Source organism: Flavobacterium luteolum, assembly GCF_027111275.1.
Lineage (GTDB): Bacteria > Bacteroidota > Bacteroidia > Flavobacteriales > Flavobacteriaceae > Flavobacterium > Flavobacterium luteolum.
Map to the genome: position 1 here is coordinate 4,323,836 of NZ_CP114286.1, position 21,735 is coordinate 4,345,570.

Here is a 21,735-nt window from a genome sequence, read left to right on the forward strand (position 1 = left end):
AAGTTTCCGAAAAAGAAACAACCAAAAAACAACCAACCCACTTGAAATTATGAAACCATTATCAATTGAAACACGCAATGCGGTTTTGCAGTCTATGGCAAAGCTGGTCGAGCAGGAGCGGAATGAGATAATCTTAACAAATCAGGAAGATCTTGCCGATTACGACGGCTCAGATTTAGCGATGGAAGAACGCTTAAAAGTAGATGATAAAAAAGTCGACGAGATGATTTTATCATTAAACCAACTAGCTTCTCAGGAAGATCCCGTTGGCGTTGAGCGTTTTCATTTTACTCATGATAATGGAATAAAAGTGGTCAATAAAACTGCTGCTTTCGGAACGATTTTAATTATTTATGAATCCCGTCCAGATGTTACCATTGAAGCGGGCGGAATTGCCTTTAAATCTGGAAATAAGATTTTATTGAAAGGTGGAAAAGAATCTCTAAAATCAAACTTGAAAATAGTAAGTCTTTGGCATAAAGCCTTAGAAGAAAACGGAGTTTCAAAAGACTGGGTGGAATATCTGAATTATAACAGAACAGAAACTCAGGCATTCTTGGAAAAACCTACTCAAAAAGTTGATTTAATTGTTCCAAGAGGAGGTGAGAAATTAATTGAGTTTGTAAAAGCACACGCAACCTGTCCCGTAATCGTAAGCGGACGAGGAAATAATTTTGTTTACGTTCATAAAGATGCCGATACAGATTTAGCCTTAAAAATAATTTTGAATGCCAAAACTTCCAAAATTTCAGCTTGCAATGCAGTTGATAAGGTTTTAATAGATTCTAAGTTACCCAATTTTGAAGGTTTTACGGCTATTTTAATAGAAGAATTAAAAGAACATAATGTTGAAGTAATCGTCGATAAATCGTTAGAAAATTTTGAAGATACAGAAACACTTCAAAACGAAGATATTTGGTACGAAGAATTTCTGGATTATAAAATCGTAATTGGAACCATCGATTCTCAGGATCATGCCATTGATATGATTAATAAATACTGCGGAGGACATTCTGCAGCAATTATTACCAGAGATAACGAAATCGCACAACAGTTTATGGAATCGATAGATACGGCAGCAGTTTACCAAAATGCCTCAACCAGATTCACAGATGGCGGACAATTCGGACTTGGTGGTGAATTAGCAATAAGTACCGATAAACTGCACCAAAGAGGTCCAATCGGTCTTCAACATCTCGTAACAAACAAATGGTACGTGTATGGAGAAGGACAGATTAGGTAATTTTAGATTGATGATTAACGATTTTTGATTTTAGATTATTAGAATTTGGAATTTAAAAAATTGATATTTATTTAAAGATTTAGCTTTGCGAACTTAGCGTTTATAAACACAAGAAATATCAAAAAAACCTTGCGCACTTTGCGGTTAAAAGAATCGCAGCAAAACAACAACAATGGGTAAGAAACGGATTTTATTAAAAATAGGAAGTAATACTTTAACCAAAGAAACCAATCATATTTCGCGGGGAAAGATTGAAGACCTTGGAATACAGATTGCAGCTTTAAACGATGAATATGAATTTATCATTGTGAGTTCAGGAGCGATTGCGGCAGCAAAGCAGTTTGTAAAACTAGATAATCAAGATAAAGATGTTTTTGTAAAACAGGCTTTGGCTTCAATCGGACAGCCTCATTTAATGCGGATTTATAATGAAAATTTTAAGGATTTAGGCTTAAATACTTCGCAGTGTTTGCTTTCTTATTCTGATTTTGAAAAAGAACAGACCAAAAAGAACATTGTAAATACCATTAATGTATTAGTTAAAAACAATTACATTCCGATTATTAATGAAAATGATACCGTTGCAACAGATGAAATTCGGTTTGGAGATAATGATAAGTTAGCAGCTTTAACAGCAGTTCTTTTAAATGTCGATATTCTAATTATTGCGACCAATACAAACGGAATATATACCAAAGAATCCATTCATGATGAAAATCCTCAAACGATCAAATTGGTAAATGATTTGAAGTCGCTGGAGAAAGAAATTGGCGAATCAAAATCATCACACGGAACAGGAGGAATGCAGTCTAAGATAGAAGCAGCCGCAATTTCAAAAGCAGCCAATATCGAAACCTGGATTGTCAATGGACTGAATGATAATTTTATTTTGAAGGCATTAAAAGATGAAATTGAATTTACTAAAATAATCTAATGAGTCAATTAGAAAATTAGTTAATTAGATAATGCACAATTATCAAATTTTCTAATTATCACATTATCTAAATTAATAAAGAAAACAAATGAACTACATATCAATAAAAGACATCAACTCATTATCAAAATGGGTAAAACAAGCGATTAAAATCAAAAAAAATCCGCTGAAAAATCAAAGTTTAGGGAAAAACAAAACTCTAGGAATGTTATTCTTCAATCCGAGTTTAAGAACGCGTTTAAGTACTCAAAAAGCGGCAATGAACTTAGGAATGAACGTTATGGTAATGAATTTTACCAACGAAGGATGGACATTAGAATTTGAAGACGGAGCCGTGATGAATTCAGGTGCTTCAGAACATATTAAAGAAGCTGCAGAAGTGGTTTCTCAATATTGCGATATCATCGCAATCCGTGCATTTGCTGGCTTGGTTGATAAAGAGAAAGATTATCAAGAAACGGTAATTTCAGGATTTTTGAAATATGCTACAGTGCCGATTGTAAATATGGAAAGTGCTATACGTCATCCGTTGCAGTCATTAGCAGATGCGATTACAATGGAAGAATTTAAACCTAGACACAAAGACAAACCAAAAGTAGTTCTTTCTTGGGCGCCTCATCCAAAAGCATTACCACAGGCAGTTGCCAATTCATTTGTAGAAATGATGCAGATGCAAAAAGACATGGATTTTGTAATCACTCATCCAGAAGGTTACGAACTAAGCCCAGAAATTACAAAAGACTGTAAAATTGAATACGATCAAAACAAAGCGTTTGAAAATGCCGATTTTGTTTACGTAAAAAACTGGAGTAACTTCAACGATTACGGAAAAGTAACCAACAGTGATCCAAATTGGACAGTTACAGCTGAGAAAATGGCATTAACCAACAACGGAAAATTCATGCACTGTCTTCCAGTTCGTCGTAACGTAATTGTAAGTGACGAAGTTCTTGACGGAGAAAATTCAATCGTAATTGAACAAGCGAATAACAGAACGTATTCAGCACAATTAGTTTTACAAAAGATTCTTAAAAAAATATAATTTTTTGAGGTGCTAAGGTTCTAAGTTTCTAAGATACTAAGGAACTATGAGCAAAAACCTTAGTCCCTTAGTATCTTAGAACCTTAGCAACTTAGAACCTCATGAAAGTTACCGTAATAAAAATAGGTGGAAATATCATCGATAATCCAGCAGAATTAGAACAATTTTTAACCGATTTTTCTAAAATTGAAGGCTATAAAGTTTTAGTTCACGGCGGTGGAAAATCGGCTACAAAAATGGCGCAGAGTATTGGATTAGTTCCGCAGATGATTGACGGACGCCGAATTACAGATGCTCCAATGCTTGATGTTGTGGTCATGATTTACGCCGGACAAATCAATAAACATATTGTTGCTCAATTGCAGGCAAAAGACAATAACGCAATTGGTTTTTCTGGAGCTGACGGGAATTTAATTCTGTCAACAAAAAGAAATCACCCAACAATAGATTACGGATTTGTAGGCGATGTAAAACAAGTCAACACCAAATTACTGGCAACGTTGTTAGAAGCTGGAGTTGTCCCTGTTTTTTGTGCGATTACACACGATAAAAACGGACAATTGTTAAACACCAATGCCGATACCATTGCAAGTGAATTATCAATTGCATTATCTGAAGTTTTTGATGTAACGCTAACGTATTGTTTCGAAAAGCAAGGCGTTTTACAAGATTCGGAAGACGATTCATCTGTGATAACTGAAATCAACGAAACATTATACAATAAGCTAAAAGAAGAAAAAGTAATCCATTCTGGAATGATTCCAAAATTGGATAATTGCTTCAATAGTTTATCAAGAGGCGTGCAGAAAATTAAAATTGGACATCACAGAATGCTCCAGAATTCAGATATTCCGCATACAACGATTATATTATAAAAAATGTTGCCACGAATTGACATTAATTTTTGCTGTTAAAAGCGAAAATAATTTTAGATATACATCAAAAAGTTTATTTTGATTTTAAATCTGTGATAAAAAAATAATGTTTGAAAATCCGTGTAATTAGTGGCAAAAAAATAGAGCGCACGAGGTATTTTAAATAAATTTGCGCAAGTAAAAATGGTCAAAGGAAAGCTCAAAAACTTTGTTGCTTTGTCCCTTTGAGCCTTTGAACCTTATTAAAATGAAAAATATAGATACGCTTACCCAGGAAGCAATTAGTTTATTGAAAAGCCTAATCGAAACCCCTTCATTTTCTAGTGAAGAAGACCAAACGGCTCTTTTAATTGAAAATTGGTTCAATCAGAATGAAATTCCTTTTAAAAGAGAAAACAATAATGTGTGGGCTTTCAATAAATATTTCGACGAGAACAAACCCACACTTTTACTAAACTCACATCACGATACCGTACGTCCTAATCAGGCGTATACTAATGATCCGTTTAAAGCGATTGAAAAGGATGGTAAATTATTCGGATTAGGAAGTAATGATGCTGGTGGATGCTTAGTTTCATTATTAGCAACTTTTGTACATTTCTACGAAAATCAAAATCTTTCTCACAATATTGTAATTGTAGCTTCTGCGGAAGAAGAAAGTAGCGGGAAAAATGGGTTAAACAGCGTTTTAAAACATTTACCAGAATTAGATTGCGCAATTGTAGGTGAGCCAACTTTAATGCAATTAGCAGTTGCAGAAAAAGGTCTTTTAGTTTTAGATGTAAAAGTAAAAGGAACCGCAAGCCACGCCGCACATCAAAATGATGATAATGCATTATACAAATCAATTCCAGTAATGGAATGGTTTAAAAACTATAAATTCGACAAAATATCTGACGTTTTAGGTCCTGTTAAAATGACTGTAACGCAGATTAATGCAGGAAAACAGCATAACGTTGTTCCGTCAGAATGCGATTTAGTGGTTGACATTCGTGTAACAGATCGTTATACAAATGCTGAAATTCTAGAAGTTGTAAAAGCAAATGTAAATGCCGAAGTGACGCCAAGATCAATGCATTTAAATGCTTCTTCTATTCCAGTTGCACACGGTTTGGTTCAAGCAGGAATTGCTTTAGGAAGAACAACGTATGGTTCGCCAACACTTTCAGATCAATCGGTTTTAAGCTGTCAATCTTTAAAATTAGGACCTGGAGAAACGTTGCGTTCGCATTCAGCAGACGAATTTATTTTTGTAAATGAAATTGAAGAAGGAGTCGATTTGTACATTAAAATACTAACCGATTTCTTTAAATTATAAGAAAAGAAAAACCGCCACGAATTCACGAATTAATTTTTTACTATCAAAATCCGATATTAATTCGAAAAAATTAATCGCAAAGATTTGAAAAAATTAATTCGTGAATTCGTGACGAAAAAAAATAGTACCTATGAAACTTTGGGAAAAAGGAATACCAACAGATAAACAAATTGAACAATTCACAGTAGGAAACGACAGAGAGTTGGATTTGGTTTTAGCAAAATACGATGCTTTAGGTTCAATTGCTCATGCCAAAATGTTGGGACAGATTAGTTTATTAACTGCTGACGAAACAACATCTTTAGTTGATGCATTAAACGAAATTATCGCTGATATTGTAGTTGGAAATTTCGAAATCGAAGACAGTTTTGAAGACGTGCATTCTAAAATCGAATATCTTCTAACTGTAAAACTAGGCGATGCCGGAAAGAAAATCCATACCGCGCGTTCTCGTAACGATCAGGTTTTAGTAGACGTTCATCTGTATTTAAAAGACGAATTAAAAGCGATAAAAGAGCAGGTAAAAACATTGTTTGATTTGTTGATGGAATCGGCAGAAAAACACCAAAACGTTTTATTGCCAGGATACACGCATTTACAAATCGCCATGCCATCGTCATTCGGAATGTGGTTTTCTGCTTATGCTGAGAGTTTAATCGACGATATTACAATGTTGAACGCCGCTTCTAAAATTGTAGATCAGAATCCGTTAGGTTCTGCTGCAGGTTATGGAAGTTCGTTTCCAATCAATAGAACCTTTACAACGAAAGAATTAGGTTTTGAGACTTTAAAATACAATGCTGTTGCCGCACAAATGAGTCGCGGAAAAGCAGAGAAAACTGTTGCTTTTGCGATGACAAGCGTAGCAGGAACATTGTCAAAATTTGCAATGGACGTTTGTTTGTATATGAGTCAGAATTTTGACTTTATTGGTCTTCCGGCTCATCTTACAACTGGTTCGAGCATTATGCCTCATAAAAAGAATCCAGATGTTTTCGAATTAATCAGAGGAAAATGCAACAAGATTCAGGCGCTTCCATACGAAATTACTTTAATTACTAATAATCTTCCAAGCGGTTATCACAGAGATTTACAGCTTTTAAAGGAAGGTTTATTTCCAGCGATTCAGAACCTAAAAGCTTGTTTGGATATTGCAATTTTCTCAATAAAAGATATTACAGTTAAAGATCATATTTTAGAAGATAAAAAGTATGATTATTTGTTTACTGTAGATACTTTAAACGAAATGGTTGTTGCAGGAATGCCGTTTAGAGATGCTTACAAAGCCGTTGCAGAACAATTGGAAGCTGGAACGTACCAATCTCCAAAACAAACGAAACATACGCACGAAGGAAGCATCAATAATTTATGCTTGGATGCGATTAAAGATAAAATGAAAGCTGCTTTTTAATTTCTGGTAAGATGTAAAAAGTGAAATGTAAAAAGAAAAAAGGTCATTGATTTGTTTCAATGACCTTTTGTTTTATACTAAAATTAGTTTTTTATGAGTTTGAAAGTTTTGCTTCTGTTGTCTATTTGAACTTTGCATACATAAATGCCTTTTGCAAGATTTCCGACGTTTAATTCTAATTTTTCATCTGGAGAAACATTTTGGGAATGTGAATATATTTTTGACCCATTAGAAGAAAACAGATTCACTTGAGCTAAACCATTATCAGAGCTTGAAAAATCAATATTTAACAGACGATTTATAATTGATGGATAATACTTCAAATCCAGATTATTTACATTGTCGTTTAGTCCTAAATTATTGCAGCTTGTAGATACGGCACCTTGAGCGGTAACCTGAAGTGTTGCACCAGCACCGCATGAAGCGTTCGAAATATATCCTGCAACATTACCGATAGGCAAAACGCTATACGTGTATGAAGGTTTTGTTACTGCTGTTCCTGAATTGGTTGGAGCATTCAAACAATCTGTAAAGGCGATTCCGATTGTACCACCGTCAGTACTAACGTAATTTTTAAAAGCAGTTCCGATTTTAGCAAAATCCGTCCCTTCTACGTAACAAGTTGTATTATTGCTTCCACCGCCTAAACCAATTGCAAGTGAACCCGATACAGAAGTGTTATAATAGCAATTCAAAATATGAAGTTCAGCATTTCTGGCTCTTGGCATTCTTTCTTTACAGCCTTCTGCCCAGTAACAGTTTTTAAAAGTAATGCTATAATGTCCGTCAGAAGGAGCGTCGGTTTTAGAAGAACCTACTAAGTCAGAAAAACGGTGATCATCAGCACCGCCAGATCCTCCAGCTTTTGGTGCTTTTAGATAAATAAATTTACACCATGAAACCGTTACGTTATCAGCAGCGCCTTTGTTGTCAAAATTTCCGTCCATTCCGTCCTGAAATTCACAATGATCGACCCAGATATTAGTCGCTTCTGAAGTAAGATTATCACGTCCGTCAACATCGTAAGCGCCTGGGCCTTCAAAAATTAAATTTCTGATGATAATATTATTTGAACCTGGTTTAAGATTTAAAATTCCTGAACCGGCTGCGGTTTGATCCAGATTGACCAAACGGGCACCAGGAAGTCCGATAATAGTTTTGTCATTTACTTGAAGACTGGTGTAAGTGCAATTTATGGTTCCCGAGACCAAAATTACTTGCGGAGTAGTTAATTTTAATTTTGCTGTTAAATCAGTCAGATTTGTTACAGTGACAGGAGCTGCGGTTCCTCCGCCAGTTGCAGATGCACCAAACCCTTCAGGAGCGCTCATGTAATAATTTTGAGCAAACAAAAAGGAGCAAGGCAGAAGCAATGCTAATAAAATAAGTTTTGTTTTCATTTTAAGCGTGGTTTTTGTGGTTTCTATAGTTAATGTAATCGATTGCACAAATGTAAAAGAATTAAAATAATTTCAAATTAATTTATTAAATATTTATGTTTTAAACTTTTGATATCTAGAATTGTAAATTTTGTTTTAACAGCAATAATTTGCAAAACAATCTGTGATAATGTTTTAGAAAACAGAAAAAGGTTTAAAAATTAAAAGCAGAATTTTCATGCTAAATACATATATTTGATATGCCAGTTTAAAACATATCAATGAAAAAATTCAATGAACAATCTACCTTTAATCTTTTTGAGAAAGGTTTGATTACAGAAAATCAATTCGAAGAAGTTAAGACTTATCGAAACCTAAATATATTTTCGTTAAATGCAGAATTAAAGCTATTCCTTTATTTGTCAGTATTGTTATTTACTTCAGGAATTGGAATTCTGATTTATGAAAATATTGATACAATTGGACATATCGCCATTCTAGCATTGCTTTTAATCGTTATTGCAGTTTGTTTTTTCTATTGTTTCAAATATTCTAAAGGTTTCCAGAAAGGCGAAGTTACTTTTGAACATCCGGTTTTAGAATATCTGGTTTTAGCGGGAAACATTCTGACTTGTATCTTTATCGGATATCTGCAATTTCAGTACAAACCTTTTGGAGATCACTACGGGTTGGCTACTTTAATCCCAACAATAGTAAGTTTCTTTTGCGCTTATTATTTTGATAATAGAAGTGTTTTAACTATTGCTGTTACAGGTTTAGCGGCGTATGTAGGACTTTCGGTTACACCGCAGGATATATTTAATGACAGTAATAATTTGTACGCTAGCCAAAGTTTGAGTTATTCTGCAGTAATGTTAGGAGTTTTGTTGGTTTTGTGGACGATTTACAGCCGTAGAATTTCGCTTAAAACGCACTTTAGCTTGATTTTCCTGACTTTCGCATTGCATATTGTAAGTATCGCTGCGATTAGTAATTTGACAGGTTATGATACTTTAGCATGGATAATATTTGCTTTGATTTTAGCTGGTTCAACATATTATTTCTATAAAGCCAGCTACGAATATAAAGCAATGTCTTTATATGTATTTATGATTGTGTATGCTTACATCGGCGGAAATATTGTCTTATTTAGAATTTTTGAAAACGTCGATTTCTCTGATATTTGGGAATTGCTTATTTTTCTATTGCCAGCATATTTCATTGGCTCAATTGTAATGTTTATTAAATTAATTAAAAACTTCCATAAAGTTATTGCAGAATGATAGTATACAACAAACAATTATTGGATAATGAAGCTTTAACAGATGAAGCAGATGCTTTATTTAAAGGTGGTTTTATAAGTAAAGATCAGAAGAAATTTATAGAAAAGGAATTGCCAGTTTTAAAAAGCCAAAGTAATATTTTAGTTAGAATAGGATTTTTTTTGCTTGGTTGCTTGTTGTATCTTTCAGTTTGCGGCGCAATTTCTTTGTTTGGTTTAAGCAGTGAGAATGTCTTTTTTCAAATCTGCTGTTACATTTTTGCTATAGTGGGATTTGTTGGAATAGAGTTACTTGCGAATCAAAAATTTCATAATCACGGCTTAGATGATGCGTTTGTTTTAGGAGCACTTTTAAATATCGGAATTGCAATTGCAATTACAACAGAAGGTTATGAAATGGTTATAGCATTTTTTGTAGCAATAGGAGCATTATTTATCTTTTTGAGATACTTACATGTATTGTCCATGTTTGTTTTTTGCGTAGCTGTTACGGCTTTTTTGTTTTTTGGAATGTTTGAATTTGGAGAAATAGGAAAAGCAATTCTGCCATTTACAGCAATGATTTTTGCAGGCGTATTTTATTTTTTAACAAAAAAAATGATGAATCGTCTAAATGAAAATTATTATTACAATGGACTTTTGCTTGCAAATAGCTTTTGTCTAGTTTTATTTTATCTTTCCTGTAATTATTTGGTTGTTAGAGAACTTTCGGCAGCACTTTTAGATGTTGAAATAAAACCAGGAACCGATATTCCGTTTGCATTTTTCTTTTATGCGTTTACATTTCTTGTTCCGATATTGTATCTAATTCAGGCTTTAAAAACAAAAGATAGAATAATGCTTTGGTTGAGTTTTTTAGCGGTCGCATTTTCAATTTATACGATTAGATTTTATCACTCCGTTTTGCCAATCGAAGTTGCGCTTACATTGGGAGGGATAATTTTATTTGCAATAGCTTATTTTTCAATTAAAAAATTAAAAGAAAAAGAGAGTGGATTAACCTTTAAACCAGATAGAATCAATCATTCAGATAGTTTATTAAATGCAGAAGCTTTAGTTGTAGCTTCAACTTTCGGTATGAAACCAGGGGTTAAAACAGATTCTCCAATGGAATTTGGAGGAGGAGGTTTCAGTGGAGGAGGTTCTGAGGGAAGTTTTTAAATTATTTTTGCCACAGATTAAAAGGATTAAAAAGATTTTTTTAGCCACTAATTTCACGAATTTCCACTAATTAATTTTTATTTTAATTATTTGTACTCAAAGTGCGTAGATAAAGACTTTAATCTTTTTAATCCTTTTAATCTGTGGCAAAAAAAAACTATACCTTACTCTTCAATGCTTCTGCATCAATATCGCTGTGCGAAACATCGTAAACTGCCTTTCCGTTTTTGATTAAAATCAATTGTGGAGATTCGTGATATACTCCAAATCTGCTAGCAATTTCATTTGAAATGTCTCTATGTGCGACCAAGTCCAAAAAGTACGCATCAACAACACCCTCAAGATCAAACTCTCTTTCAAATTGTTTTAAGGCCATACGGCTAATGCTACATCTCGTGCTATGTTTGAAAATTACAACTGGTTTTTCATTTGAAATGGCTTCAATTTCCATTAATTGAAGAATATCTGTTAATTCTGTCCAGTTAACTTTACTTTTTGCTGCTTCTGAGTTCTCTGAACTTCCGAAGATTGAATTAAAAAAACTCATATTTGGCTTGGTTTATGACTTTTTGACGTGTTAAAACGATAAAAACTTGATTTTAACTGTCATTTTGTCTGTTTTTTTACTATGGAATATAATTTGTCTATTAGAATACAAAGTTAAATTATTTGAGTTAACTATTTACCTCAATAAATCGTAACTTTAATCCTATTTAATTTATAAGGTTAAATCAATCAAAATCAGAAAGATATGAATATAAATAAGTTTACTATTAAATCGCAGGAAGCCATTCAGTTGTCGCAGCAATTAGCACAACGAAATGGTCAGCAGCAAATTGAAAATGAGCACATTTTCAAAGCAATATTTGAAGTTGATGAAAACGTGGCGCCATTTATTCTAAAAAAATTGAATGTAAATGTGCCGTTGTTTTTGCAAATTTTAGACAGTACAATTCAGAGTTTTCCAAAAGTTTCCGGAGGAGATGTTATGCTTTCCCGAGATGCCAACAAAGCTTTGAATGAAGCTGAAATCATTGCACAAAAAATGAACGACGAATACGTTTCGATCGAGCATTTAATTTTAGCCATTTTTGACTCAAAAAGTAAAGTTTCTCAGATTTTAAAAGATCAGGGAGTTACAGGAAAAGGTTTGAAAGCGGCTATTGAGGAACTAAGAAAAGGTGAAAGAGTAACTTCGGCATCGGCAGAAGAAACGTATAATTCGCTTAATAAATTCGCTAAAAACTTAAACGAATTAGCTCGTACAGGAAAATTAGATCCAGTTATTGGGCGTGATGAAGAAATTCGTCGTGTATTGCAGATTCTAACTCGTAGAACAAAAAACAACCCAATGCTTATTGGGGAACCTGGAGTTGGTAAAACTGCAATTGCAGAAGGTTTGGCACATAGAATTGTGGATGGCGACGTTCCAGAAAACTTAAAAGATAAAATCGTTTTTTCTCTAGATATGGGAGCTTTGATTGCCGGAGCGAAATATAAAGGAGAATTTGAGGAACGTCTAAAATCGGTTGTAAAAGAAGTTACCGCCGCAGACGGAGATATTGTTTTGTTTATTGATGAGATTCATACGCTTGTAGGAGCGGGTGGAGGTGAAGGCGCTATGGATGCGGCTAACATCTTGAAACCAGCTTTGGCTCGTGGAGAATTGAGAGCAATTGGTGCTACAACTTTAGATGAATATCAAAAATATTTCGAAAAAGATAAAGCACTTGAAAGACGTTTCCAGAAAGTTCTTATTGATGAACCAGATACAGAAAGCGCGATTTCAATCTTGCGAGGTATCAAAGAGAAATACGAAACACACCATAAAGTTCAGATTAAAGACGAGGCAATTATTGCTGCAGTTGAACTTTCGCAAAGATATATCACCAATCGTTTCCTACCAGATAAGGCGATTGACTTAATGGATGAAGCTGCTTCTAAATTACGTATGGAAATCAATTCGAAACCAGAAGAGTTAGATGTTTTGGATCGTAAAATCATGCAGTTGGAAATTGAAATTGAAGCCATCAAACGTGAGAAAGAAGAGAGCAAGCTGAAAATTTTGGGTATGGAATTAGCCAACCTTAAAGAAGAGCGCAACGAAATCTATGCAAAATGGAAACAGGAAAAAGATATTGTTGACGGAATTCAGGCTGTAAAACACGAAATTGAAGACTTTAAATACGAAGCAGAACGTGCAGAACGTGAAGGCGATTATGGAAAAGTAGCTGAGATTCGTTATGGAAAAATAAAAGAAGCACAAGAACGTCAGGAAAGTCTGCAAAAACAGTTGTTGGAATTTCAATCTGGAAACTCTTTGATTAAAGAAGAAGTAACAAGAGAAGATATTGCAGAAGTTGTAGCAAAATGGACTGGAATTCCAGTAACCAAAATGCTTCAGACAGAAAGAGAAAAATTATTGCATCTTGAAGATGAATTGCATAAGCGTGTAGTAGGTCAGGAAGAAGCGATAGAAGCAGTGAGTGATGCTGTTCGTAGAAGCCGTGCCGGTTTACAGGATATGAAAAAACCTGTTGGTTCATTCTTATTTTTAGGAACAACCGGAGTTGGTAAAACGGAGCTAGCAAAAGCATTGGCTGAATATCTTTTTGATGATGAAAATGCTATGACTCGTATTGATATGAGTGAGTACCAAGAACGCCACAGTGTGAGCCGTTTAGTTGGTGCACCTCCAGGATATGTAGGTTATGATGAAGGTGGTCAGTTGACAGAGGCTGTTCGTAGAAAACCTTATTCTGTTGTGTTGTTAGACGAGATTGAAAAAGCGCACCCAGATACTTTCAATATTTTATTGCAGGTTCTAGATGAAGGTCGTTTGACAGACAACAAAGGACGTCTGGCAGATTTCAGAAATACGATTATTATTATGACCTCAAATATGGGAAGTAATATCATCCAGGAGAAATTTGAAAACCTAAAAGGAGGAGTTGAAGCAGCGACAGAAGCGGCTAAAAACGAAGTTTTAGGATTATTAAAACAAACTGTTCGTCCTGAGTTTATCAACCGTATCGATGAGATTGTAATGTTTACACCGCTTACAGTAGAGAACATCTCAAGAATTGTAAACTTACAGTTAAAGAGTGTTACAAAAATGTTGGCTTTGCAGGGCATTACAATGGATGCAACTCCAGAAGCTATTGCTTACTTGGCCGATAAAGGTTACGATCCGCACTTTGGGGCAAGACCTGTAAAACGTGTAGTTCAAAGAGAAGTTTTAAATCAATTGTCAAAAGAGATTTTGGCAGGAAATATTACAACAGACAGCATCATTTTATTAGATGCTTTCGATGGCAAACTGGTTTTTAGAAACCAGACAGTTAAATAATTTTTTTTTTTAGTTAATCTTGAAAAAGCATCAGTGTCAAAGCTGGTGCTTTTTTTTTTACCGTAAATTCTGAAACTTTTAGCCTAATTGTTGTAACAATTCATTTTGAAAAAATATTCAATTTTAAGTTCATAAAAATCAGCAAATTATTAATTTAAAAAATAAAGACATGAATAATATTTTCAGAGGGTTATTGGCAGGATATGGAGCTAAGAAATTAGGTGGCGGATGTTTCGGAACCATTATAGTTTTTATCATTCTTTGGGTTCTTTTAGGACAATGTAATTAAAGATTCTACTACAGAAAAATACGAATAAAAAGATAAATTTTGATCTGATATTATTGGGCAGATTAAGGCAAAATGTCTAGATTCGCATCACTAAAAATAAATTTAAAAAAATGGCTTCAGGTTTTTTTGTTCTATTAGATGATATCGCAGCAATTATGGATGACGTTGCAGTAATGAGTAAAGTTGCTGCAAAGAAAACAGCTGGAATTCTAGGAGATGATTTGGCAGTAAATGCAGAAAAAGCTTCTGGTTTTGCATCATCAAGAGAATTACCGGTTTTATGGGCAATTAGTAAAGGTTCGCTTCTAAATAAAATTATTATTCTTCCAATTGCATTTTTGTTAAGTGCTTTTTTACCAATTGCAATCATAGTAATTTTAGTGCTCGGAGGATTATTTTTAGCTTATGAAGGAGCCGAAAAAATTTATGAATTTGTTTTTCCTCATAAACATGAAGAATCAGAAGGAATCACAAACGAAGCTTTAACTGAAGAACAAATTTTAGAAATTGAAAAGGGAAAAATAAAATCGGCAATTGTAACCGATTTTATACTATCTGTAGAAATCGTAATTATAGCATTAGGTACAGTTATAGAAGAACCGCTAACACAACAAATTGTTGTAACATCTATAATTGCATTAGTTGCAACAATTGGAGTTTACGGAATTGTAGCTCTTATTGTTAGAATGGATGAAGCAGGTTATAAGCTTATAAAATTTAGTAAAAGCGAAAAAAGCCCATCAAGATTTATTGGAAATTTATTGGTAAAAGCCCTTCCGCTAGTTATAAAAGCCCTAACAGTAATTGGAACAATTGCATTGCTTTTAGTTGCAGGAGGAATCTTTGTACATTATATTCCATTTTTTCACCACTTGTCAGAAGAAATTCAAATCCCATCAATTATCAAAGAATTTACAGTTGGATTAACTTTAGGTCTAGTAGTTTTACTGTTTGTGAATCTTTTCAAAAAGATTTTTAAAAAGAAAACGGCTTAAATATAACCTCAATCTATATACTTTAAAACATCAGTTTATACTGGTGTTTTTTTGTTTTAGAAGCAGATCAACTCATTTTCAAAAGCACGTTTAGTCCCGCTTTCCGTTAAATCTTTTCCCTGCTAAAGAAGCAGGAAAAAGGATATCACTTCAATCGGGGGCTATCGAGAAGATTTTTATTTTCATAAGAAATAACGGTAATTTTTAAATATTTTTTTATAAAATAAATCTCTGATTTTTAGTTCTTTAATAATACATCGGAACTTTTTAACATTTTTTATAAGCAACCTTTGCAACCAAGACGCGTCTTCATAGTAATTAACAATTAATTATTATTTTATATGAAAAGTTTTAGATTAAAAACAGCTTTAGTAGTATTATTTTTATCAATTGGATTTGTTTCTTGCAGTAGCGATGATGATAAAGTAGAATCGACAGTTAAAACAAAAACAGCATTTGTAACCGAAATTAAAGGTCCAGAAACTGGAAAAGTAAATGAGGAATTAAGCTATGACGTGACTTTTATTGTAGATAACGCTTGTGGAGAATTTGATAAAATTAGCGAAACAACAATTGGTACAGACAAAGGATTGCAAGTTATAGCAAAATACGCTTCAGATGTTTGTACACAGCAAATTCCAGATCCTAAAAAAACAGTTTATAAATTTAAATCTGCTGAAAAAGGAAGTTTCGAAATTAAATTTAAGAAATCAGAAACTGAATTCCTTACTCAAAAAGTAGTGATCGAATAACAACTTGTTAAGTTGATATTTTTTTAGGTTGAAAGCCATTTTACAGAAGTTTTATTTTAAACGGACGTGAAATGGTTTTTTGATTTTGAGGAATTGGTACTGATTTATTAGTTGTTATATAAAAGTTATCTACTTTGACATTCCTTTAAAAAGTATTATTTTTGCACTCTAAATTTTATGTCATGCCGAAAAGAAAGTATAAAATATCAGTAATTCAGTTAAATCTGAATGATGTTGCCGAAAATAATCTTAAAAAATGTATCAGCTGGGTAAGAGATGCTGCAAGTCAAGGTGCAGAAGTTATTTTATTGCCTGAATTATATAGCAGTCATTATTTTTGTCAAAGTGAAGATGTAGATAATTTTGCATTAGCAGAACCACTTTACAGCACTTCATTTATTGCATTCAGCGAATTGGCAAAAGAATTAGGAGTAGTAATTATTGTTCCTTTCTTCGAGAAAAGAATGGCAGGAATCTATCATAATAGTGCTTACATTATTGATACTGATGGAACAGAGGCTGGTTTATACCGTAAAATGCACATTCCAGATGATCCTCATTTCTATGAAAAATTCTATTTCACTCCGGGCGATTTAGGTTTCCAGGCAATCGAAACTAAAAAAGGAACTGTTGGAACTTTAATCTGCTGGGATCAGTGGTATCCAGAAGCGGCTCGTATTACAGCGCTTAAAGGAGCAGAAGTTTTATTCTATCCAACAGCAATTGGATGGCATCCAAAAGAAAAAGAGCAATATGGAGAAAATCAATATGGTGCTTGGATGAACGTAATGAAAGGTCATGCAGTAGCAAATGGTGTTTTCGTTGCAGCAGCAAACCGAATTGGTCTAGAAAAATACCTTGAAGGAACAGAAGGAATTCAGTTCTGGGGAGCTTCTTTTATTGCAGGACCGCAAGGAGAAATTTTAGCTCAGGCTTCTCATGATAAAGAAGAAATCTTAATTGCTGAGGTTGATTTAGATCTTCAGGAAAATGTTCGTCAAAATTGGCCGTTCTTTAGAGATAGAAGAATTGATGCTTTTGGAGATATTACAAAAAGAGCAATTGATAAATAATTTGATTTATCTAAAATATATAAAAAGGACAAAATATACATTTTGTCCTTTTTTTTGTAAGCTTTGGAGAAGCTAAATTATTTATAGCAAAGAATAAATGTTTACAATATAAAGCTCCAGCGGAGCGACATCTAAATAGACTCTATAAGAACATGTCGCTCCGCTGGAGCTTTTTATTTTGTCTTATTGTAGTGCTATAAATATTTAGCTTCTCCGAAGCTTTAAATAAGTATTAAAACTATGTTTTTAATAAAAAGGAGCTATTTCGTATTGAAATAGCTCCTTTTCTGCTTTTAGCTTTATATATAGATTACTTCACTTGGAAAGTAACTCGCCTCACGATTTGACGTGCTTCTTTAGAGTTTTTGTTAACAGAAGTATCTTCTCCATTAGCAATTACATTCAATCTAGAAGCATCGATTCCAGCATTTACTGCTACTTTTTTCACAGCTTCAGCTCGTTTTCTAGATAATTCAGTGTTGTAGCTTGAGTTTCCAATTTCATCAGCATAACCAATAATATCGGCAGATTTTCCAGGGTTGTTTTTCAAGTATTTCACTAAGAAATCAACACCAGATAAAGAAGCGTTTGTTGGTTTAGACGAATTGAAATCGAAGTAAACATTTACATAACCACCGTTGATTAATTCTTCAACTGTATTGTTTGTAGCTGTTCCAGCACCTTTTTTCTCGTAAGTTTTGTCTAAGTAGCTTTCTAACTCATCTGGAACACCATTTTGATTGGTATCAATAGATTGTCCTTTTGTATTAACAGCAACTCCTGCAATACTGTTTGGTTCTAAATCGTATAAATCAGCAACTCCATCTTTGTCTGAATCAATAAGACCAGTTTCGATTAAGTCAACTCTTTGTTCCAATTCGCTGATTCTATCTTCTTCACCAACCCAGTCAGCATGTTTTTGGTTTTTACCTAGGTAGAAAGTTAAACCTACAGAAGCATTTAATAAAACGCCATCAAAAGAACCTGTGGTAGTATTTCCCATTCCGTCAAAGTTCCAGTTTTGTCTTCCGTTAACAATTCCAGTAAGGTCACCTGTCAATGCTACTCGGTCGCTTAATCTAATTTGTCCCGTTAAACCTGCAATTCCGTGAGCCATGTAATCTTGTCCACCAAATCCTGTTTCAGTACTAATTTGCGAAACCCCAAAACCACCATGTGCCAAAAGACCGATTGTGTTTGTCCAAGTTTCAAAATTTAAAGCGCGTCCAACATTGATAACCCCTTGTAAACTCGCTCTAACGTAGCGGCTTTCAAAATCTGGAGTATCTTTTTTCTCTTTGAATTGATCGTAACCAACATCTAATTTTACCCCAAACTTTGGACTAAACATATATCTTACACCCAAATCTCCGTGAAAAAAGTTTAATGATTCTGTAGTATAACCTGGAGTCATTGTTCTGGTTGGTTTGTTAACCCCACCATTAAGCTCGATCGACCATTTGTTGTATTCTTGATCTACATTTGGTTTTGTAGAAGTAGTAGCCATATTTTGAGCACCTGCAGCAAATGATAGTAATAATAAGGATACTGATACTAATTTCTTTTTCATGATATCAAAAATTAAATTGTTTTTATTTTAAACTCTGAAACAAAATTAGAGGTCGAATTCTAGAAAGTGTTGTATATACCCTTACATAATTCCCATATTTTGGCTTTTAATTGTGTAAATCCGTTAAAATAAGTACAATAGAATGCATAAAAAAGGACAAAATTCACATTTTGTCCTTTTGCTATCCTTAAAAAAGAGTTATTATTTTAAATCAGGCTGATAAATTTTAACAGATCCATCGCCTTCGCTGCTTACTACCAACAAGCTTCTTTTCGTCGGACTTTTTGAAGCCGGAATAAAAAGAATACCTTCTGGAGCATCTCCTGTTTTTACAGTTTGTAAATACTGAGGCGAAGTTGGGTTTGTAGCATCATAAACCATAAAAGCATCAGATCTTTCAAGCCCTACAAACAGAATATTTTGATTTCCCATTTTACTCACAACTACAGCTTCTGGTTCAGAACCTTTATCATCACTTCTTTTATCGTCGTAAGTGCCTATTTCATTTGTTTTTTTGTCAACATCATTTTTGCTGTCAAAAACAATTTTTCCTGTATTTCCGTTCCAGATAGAAAAAGATCTTCCTCCAAAACTTACCATTTGGTCTAAATCTCCATCTCCATCAGTATCTCCCATATCGGCAACAAGATTTAATCTTCCTAAATTGGTGTCTAATTTTAAAGTAGCTGCATCAGGGAAAGCTGTTGCGTCAAGTGTCATGCTTTTCATACGCTTCACATCAGTGTAAGCAGTATACTCTCTTGCATCACCTTCGTTAGCAGTTACAAAATATGGAACATTATTTACAGTATAATGACTGATTGCATCTGGCATATACAATCCTTTCACTTTCCAAGGATTAAAAGCAATTTTATTATCGCTATCGCTTACGTCAATTGCGTTTTCAGCTGTGTTATAATCTTTCATTCCTAAAGGATAAATAGCAGTAATCGTTTTCGAAGTTAAATCAACTTTTGCAACACCATTATTTTCTTGTAAAGTTACCCAAGCCGTTTTAGAATCGTCTGAAATTGTAATGTATTCAGGTTCGATATCTTGAGCAAAACTAGTTTTAGCAAATTTTGAAATTCTGAAGCCATCTTTTACCAATGCCGCAGCCTGACCAGCAAATGAAGCGAAGTCTAAAGTTGTAACATTGTAAGTGCTTGTTTCAATAATAGAAACAGTTCCGTTTGGATCTTGTGTGTAATCTGTATTTGGCTCGCCTTCATTTGCCGTCATAATATATTTTCCGTCTGGAGAAAAAGTAATCATATCTGGCAAAGCACCAACTGTTACTTGTTTAATTAAGCTATAATCTGAAGTATTAAAAACAACTACTTTTCCGTTTCCTTGTTTGTTTACTGTAGATTCTAAAGCTACCGCAAGTTTACCGTCAAAAACAGAAACGCTGTTTGCTGCGCCTTCGTAGGCAACTAAATCAATTTTTCCGATTTTAAGTGGTTTTGTCGGATCACTAATATCGATAACGTCAATTTGATTAACACCGCTATTGTTTACTGTAAAAAGTCTTTTTGTTTTTTCGCAGTAAGCAGAAATTTCAGCAGCAGCTTCTCCGCCAATAGTAATAGAACCAATTTCTTTAAAAGTTCCTGGATTTTCGTTTACAACAACTTCTGGTTCGGTGTTTGAATTTTCATCATTGTTACAGCTTGCCAATAAAAAAAGAGCAGCTAATAATGAGAGAGATAAATTTTTCATGTGTTAGTTTTTAGTTTTGGCAAAAGTAATTCTGAGCTCTCTGTTAAATATTAAGTGTGTATTATTTAATCTTTAACTTAAATTTTGCAGGATAAGTTTTGTGAAATTACAGAGGAATTTCAACCAAATGTTTTATAATCCTAACGAATGCTTATCTTTGCACTTTCTAAATTAGAACCTATTTATGTCAACAAATAATAGAAGATTTCCAGCAGAATGGGAAAAGCAACAAGGAATTGTATTGTGTTTTCCGCACAATGGTAACGATTGGCCAGGAAAATATGAAGCCGTTCAATGGGCTTTTGTAGAATTTATTAAAAAAGTAGCGACTTTTGAAACTGTTTTTTTGGTGGTTGCCGATGAAAAACTAAAAGAAAAAGTAGCTGATATGCTTGAAAGAGCTCGCGTTAATACTGAAAACGTTTCTTATATTGTTCATAAAACAAACAGAAGCTGGATGCGCGATTCGGGACCAATTATTGTAAAAAATGGTTCAAAAAGAGAAGCGCTTAACTTTAACTTTAACGGTTGGGCAAAATATAAAAACTATCAATTAGATAAATTTGTTCCTGGTAAAGTAGCTGATTTTATTGATGTTCCTTTAACTCAAGTAATGTACAAAGGAAAACCTGTAATTGTTGAAGGTGGGGCGATTGATGTAAACGGAAAAGGAACTTTACTGACTTCTGAAGAGTGTTTGATGCACCCAACAATTCAAGTAAGAAATCCTGGTTTTACAAAAGAAGATTACGAAGCTGTTTTTAAAGAATATCTTGGAGTTACCAATGTAATTTGGTTAGGAGACGGAATAGAAGGAGATGATACGCATGGTCATATCGACGATTTATGCCGATTTGTAAACGAAGATACGATTGTAACAATTGTAGAAACAGAAAAAAATGATTCAAATTACAAACCTTTACAGGACAATTTGAAACGTTTGCAGAATGCTAAATTAGAAAACGGAAAATCTCCAGTTATTGTAGCATTGCCAATGCCAAAGCGTGTTGATTTTGAAGATTTAAGATTGCCGGCAAGTTATGCTAATTTCTTAATCTTGAATAATTGCGTTTTAGTGCCAACATTCAACGATAGCAACGACCGAGTAGCTTTAAATATTTTAGCTGAATGTTTTCCAGATCGCGAAGTAATCGGTATTAGCTGTATCGATTTTATCTGGGGATTCGGAACTTTACATTGTTTAAGTCAGCAGATTCCTGCATAAAAATAGTGTCCACTGATTATAAAATAATCGTTTTGATATTTTTAATCTGTGATAAAATTATCAGATATTCAGAGACTTTCTTATATCGTTTGAGCTGTCACGAAAAGTGGCAGCT

Annotated in this window: 17 protein-coding genes; 13 read left to right on the forward strand and 4 right to left on the reverse strand. The window is 33.8% G+C overall.

The features are described from left to right. The first annotated feature begins 49 nt into the window (after positions 1-49). From OZP10_RS18635 to argH, 6 genes are all read left to right on the forward strand, one after another. The gene (locus tag OZP10_RS18635; RefSeq protein ID WP_281632203.1) at positions 50-1,243 is read left to right on the forward strand and encodes a glutamate-5-semialdehyde dehydrogenase; all 1,194 of its coding nucleotides are present in this window, start codon (positions 50-52) and stop codon (positions 1,241-1,243) included. 172 nt (positions 1,244-1,415) lie between these two features. Further along, positions 1,416-2,177 (forward strand): glutamate 5-kinase, encoded by a 762-nt coding sequence (gene proB / locus OZP10_RS18640; protein ID WP_281632204.1) that lies wholly within the window; start codon positions 1,416-1,418, stop codon positions 2,175-2,177. Between the two features lie 88 nt (positions 2,178-2,265). Next, positions 2,266-3,219 (forward strand): N-acetylornithine carbamoyltransferase, encoded by a 954-nt coding sequence (locus tag OZP10_RS18645; RefSeq protein ID WP_250349336.1) that lies wholly within the window; start codon positions 2,266-2,268, stop codon positions 3,217-3,219. Positions 3,220-3,320: 101 nt separating this feature from the next. Beyond that, entirely contained in the window at positions 3,321-4,094 is a 774-nt protein-coding gene (gene argB / locus OZP10_RS18650; RefSeq protein ID WP_281632205.1) for an acetylglutamate kinase, read from the forward strand. Between the two features lie 247 nt (positions 4,095-4,341). Next, positions 4,342-5,412, forward strand: a complete 1,071-nt coding sequence (locus OZP10_RS18655; RefSeq protein ID WP_089055811.1) for a M20 family metallo-hydrolase — start codon at positions 4,342-4,344, stop codon at positions 5,410-5,412. A 130-nt stretch (positions 5,413-5,542) separates the two neighbouring features. Then, a complete protein-coding gene (argH, locus tag OZP10_RS18660) occupies positions 5,543-6,823 on the forward strand; it encodes an argininosuccinate lyase (protein ID WP_281632206.1) in 1,281 nt (426 codons plus the stop codon). An 83-nt stretch (positions 6,824-6,906) separates the two neighbouring features. Here the strand turns inward: argH and OZP10_RS18665 are convergent, their stop codons facing one another. Further along, entirely contained in the window at positions 6,907-8,223 is a 1,317-nt protein-coding gene (locus OZP10_RS18665; protein WP_281632207.1) for a pectate lyase family protein, read from the reverse strand. Between the two features lie 260 nt (positions 8,224-8,483). Here OZP10_RS18665 and OZP10_RS18670 point away from each other — a divergent pair, with 260 nt between their 5' ends. Together OZP10_RS18670 and OZP10_RS18675 are read left to right on the forward strand one after the other, a co-directional pair. After that, entirely contained in the window at positions 8,484-9,485 is a 1,002-nt protein-coding gene (locus OZP10_RS18670) for a DUF2157 domain-containing protein (RefSeq protein ID WP_281632208.1), read from the forward strand. Continuing rightward, entirely contained in the window at positions 9,482-10,645 is a 1,164-nt protein-coding gene (locus OZP10_RS18675; RefSeq protein ID WP_281632209.1) for a hypothetical protein, read from the forward strand. Before OZP10_RS18670 ends, OZP10_RS18675 begins: the two co-directional genes overlap by 4 nt. Before the next feature lie 157 nt (positions 10,646-10,802). On the opposite strand, the gene ytxJ is transcribed toward OZP10_RS18675, so the two are convergent. Continuing rightward, the gene (ytxJ, locus tag OZP10_RS18680) at positions 10,803-11,192 is read right to left on the reverse strand and encodes a bacillithiol system redox-active protein YtxJ (protein WP_281632210.1); all 390 of its coding nucleotides are present in this window, start codon (positions 11,190-11,192) and stop codon (positions 10,803-10,805) included. A 204-nt stretch (positions 11,193-11,396) separates the two neighbouring features. Between ytxJ and clpB the strand changes: the two genes are divergently transcribed. From clpB to OZP10_RS18700, 4 genes are all read left to right on the forward strand, one after another. Continuing rightward, positions 11,397-13,994, forward strand: a complete 2,598-nt coding sequence (clpB, locus tag OZP10_RS18685; protein ID WP_281632211.1) for an ATP-dependent chaperone ClpB — start codon at positions 11,397-11,399, stop codon at positions 13,992-13,994. Positions 13,995-14,393: 399 nt separating this feature from the next. After that, positions 14,394-15,278 (forward strand): DUF808 domain-containing protein, encoded by an 885-nt coding sequence (locus OZP10_RS18690; protein ID WP_281632212.1) that lies wholly within the window; start codon positions 14,394-14,396, stop codon positions 15,276-15,278. 341 nt (positions 15,279-15,619) lie between these two features. After that, positions 15,620-16,030 (forward strand): hypothetical protein, encoded by a 411-nt coding sequence (locus OZP10_RS18695; RefSeq protein ID WP_281632213.1) that lies wholly within the window; start codon positions 15,620-15,622, stop codon positions 16,028-16,030. 182 nt (positions 16,031-16,212) lie between these two features. Further along, on the forward strand, positions 16,213-17,103 hold the full coding sequence (locus tag OZP10_RS18700; RefSeq protein ID WP_035644835.1) for a carbon-nitrogen hydrolase: 891 nt from the start codon (positions 16,213-16,215) through the stop codon (positions 17,101-17,103). 310 nt (positions 17,104-17,413) lie between these two features. On the opposite strand, the gene OZP10_RS18705 is transcribed toward OZP10_RS18700, so the two are convergent. Both OZP10_RS18705 and OZP10_RS18710 read right to left on the reverse strand, forming a co-directional pair. Beyond that, positions 17,414-18,673, reverse strand: coding sequence for an OmpA family protein (locus tag OZP10_RS18705; RefSeq protein ID WP_281632214.1), 1,260 nt, complete (start codon positions 18,671-18,673; stop codon positions 17,414-17,416). A 201-nt stretch (positions 18,674-18,874) separates the two neighbouring features. Next, positions 18,875-20,395, reverse strand: a complete 1,521-nt coding sequence (locus OZP10_RS18710; protein WP_281632215.1) for a choice-of-anchor I family protein — start codon at positions 20,393-20,395, stop codon at positions 18,875-18,877. Between the two features lie 184 nt (positions 20,396-20,579). Here OZP10_RS18710 and OZP10_RS18715 point away from each other — a divergent pair, with 184 nt between their 5' ends. After that, positions 20,580-21,620: an agmatine deiminase family protein gene (locus OZP10_RS18715; RefSeq protein WP_281632216.1), complete on the forward strand. Its 1,041-nt coding sequence runs from the start codon at positions 20,580-20,582 to the stop codon at positions 21,618-21,620. Positions 21,621-21,735: the final 115 nt, after the last annotated feature.

What these genes read in the sequence shown, in the direction of transcription:
- OZP10_RS18635 (WP_281632203.1), top strand. Translation starts at nt 50, where the DNA reads ATGAAACCATTATCAATTGAAACACGCAATGCGGTTTTGCAGTCTATG.
- proB (WP_281632204.1), top strand. Translation starts at nt 1,416, where the DNA reads ATGGGTAAGAAACGGATTTTATTAAAAATAGGAAGTAATACTTTAACC.
- OZP10_RS18645 (WP_250349336.1), top strand. Translation starts at nt 2,266, where the DNA reads ATGAACTACATATCAATAAAAGACATCAACTCATTATCAAAATGGGTA.
- argB (WP_281632205.1), top strand. Translation starts at nt 3,321, where the DNA reads ATGAAAGTTACCGTAATAAAAATAGGTGGAAATATCATCGATAATCCA.
- OZP10_RS18655 (WP_089055811.1), top strand. Translation starts at nt 4,342, where the DNA reads ATGAAAAATATAGATACGCTTACCCAGGAAGCAATTAGTTTATTGAAA.
- argH (WP_281632206.1), top strand. Translation starts at nt 5,543, where the DNA reads ATGAAACTTTGGGAAAAAGGAATACCAACAGATAAACAAATTGAACAA.
- OZP10_RS18665 (WP_281632207.1), bottom strand. Translation starts at nt 8,223, where the DNA reads ATGAAAACAAAACTTATTTTATTAGCATTGCTTCTGCCTTGCTCCTTT.
- OZP10_RS18670 (WP_281632208.1), top strand. Translation starts at nt 8,484, where the DNA reads ATGAAAAAATTCAATGAACAATCTACCTTTAATCTTTTTGAGAAAGGT.
- OZP10_RS18675 (WP_281632209.1), top strand. Translation starts at nt 9,482, where the DNA reads ATGATAGTATACAACAAACAATTATTGGATAATGAAGCTTTAACAGAT.
- ytxJ (WP_281632210.1), bottom strand. Translation starts at nt 11,192, where the DNA reads ATGAGTTTTTTTAATTCAATCTTCGGAAGTTCAGAGAACTCAGAAGCA.
- clpB (WP_281632211.1), top strand. Translation starts at nt 11,397, where the DNA reads ATGAATATAAATAAGTTTACTATTAAATCGCAGGAAGCCATTCAGTTG.
- OZP10_RS18690 (WP_281632212.1), top strand. Translation starts at nt 14,394, where the DNA reads ATGGCTTCAGGTTTTTTTGTTCTATTAGATGATATCGCAGCAATTATG.
- OZP10_RS18695 (WP_281632213.1), top strand. Translation starts at nt 15,620, where the DNA reads ATGAAAAGTTTTAGATTAAAAACAGCTTTAGTAGTATTATTTTTATCA.
- OZP10_RS18700 (WP_035644835.1), top strand. Translation starts at nt 16,213, where the DNA reads ATGCCGAAAAGAAAGTATAAAATATCAGTAATTCAGTTAAATCTGAAT.
- OZP10_RS18705 (WP_281632214.1), bottom strand. Translation starts at nt 18,673, where the DNA reads ATGAAAAAGAAATTAGTATCAGTATCCTTATTATTACTATCATTTGCT.
- OZP10_RS18710 (WP_281632215.1), bottom strand. Translation starts at nt 20,395, where the DNA reads ATGAAAAATTTATCTCTCTCATTATTAGCTGCTCTTTTTTTATTGGCA.
- OZP10_RS18715 (WP_281632216.1), top strand. Translation starts at nt 20,580, where the DNA reads ATGTCAACAAATAATAGAAGATTTCCAGCAGAATGGGAAAAGCAACAA.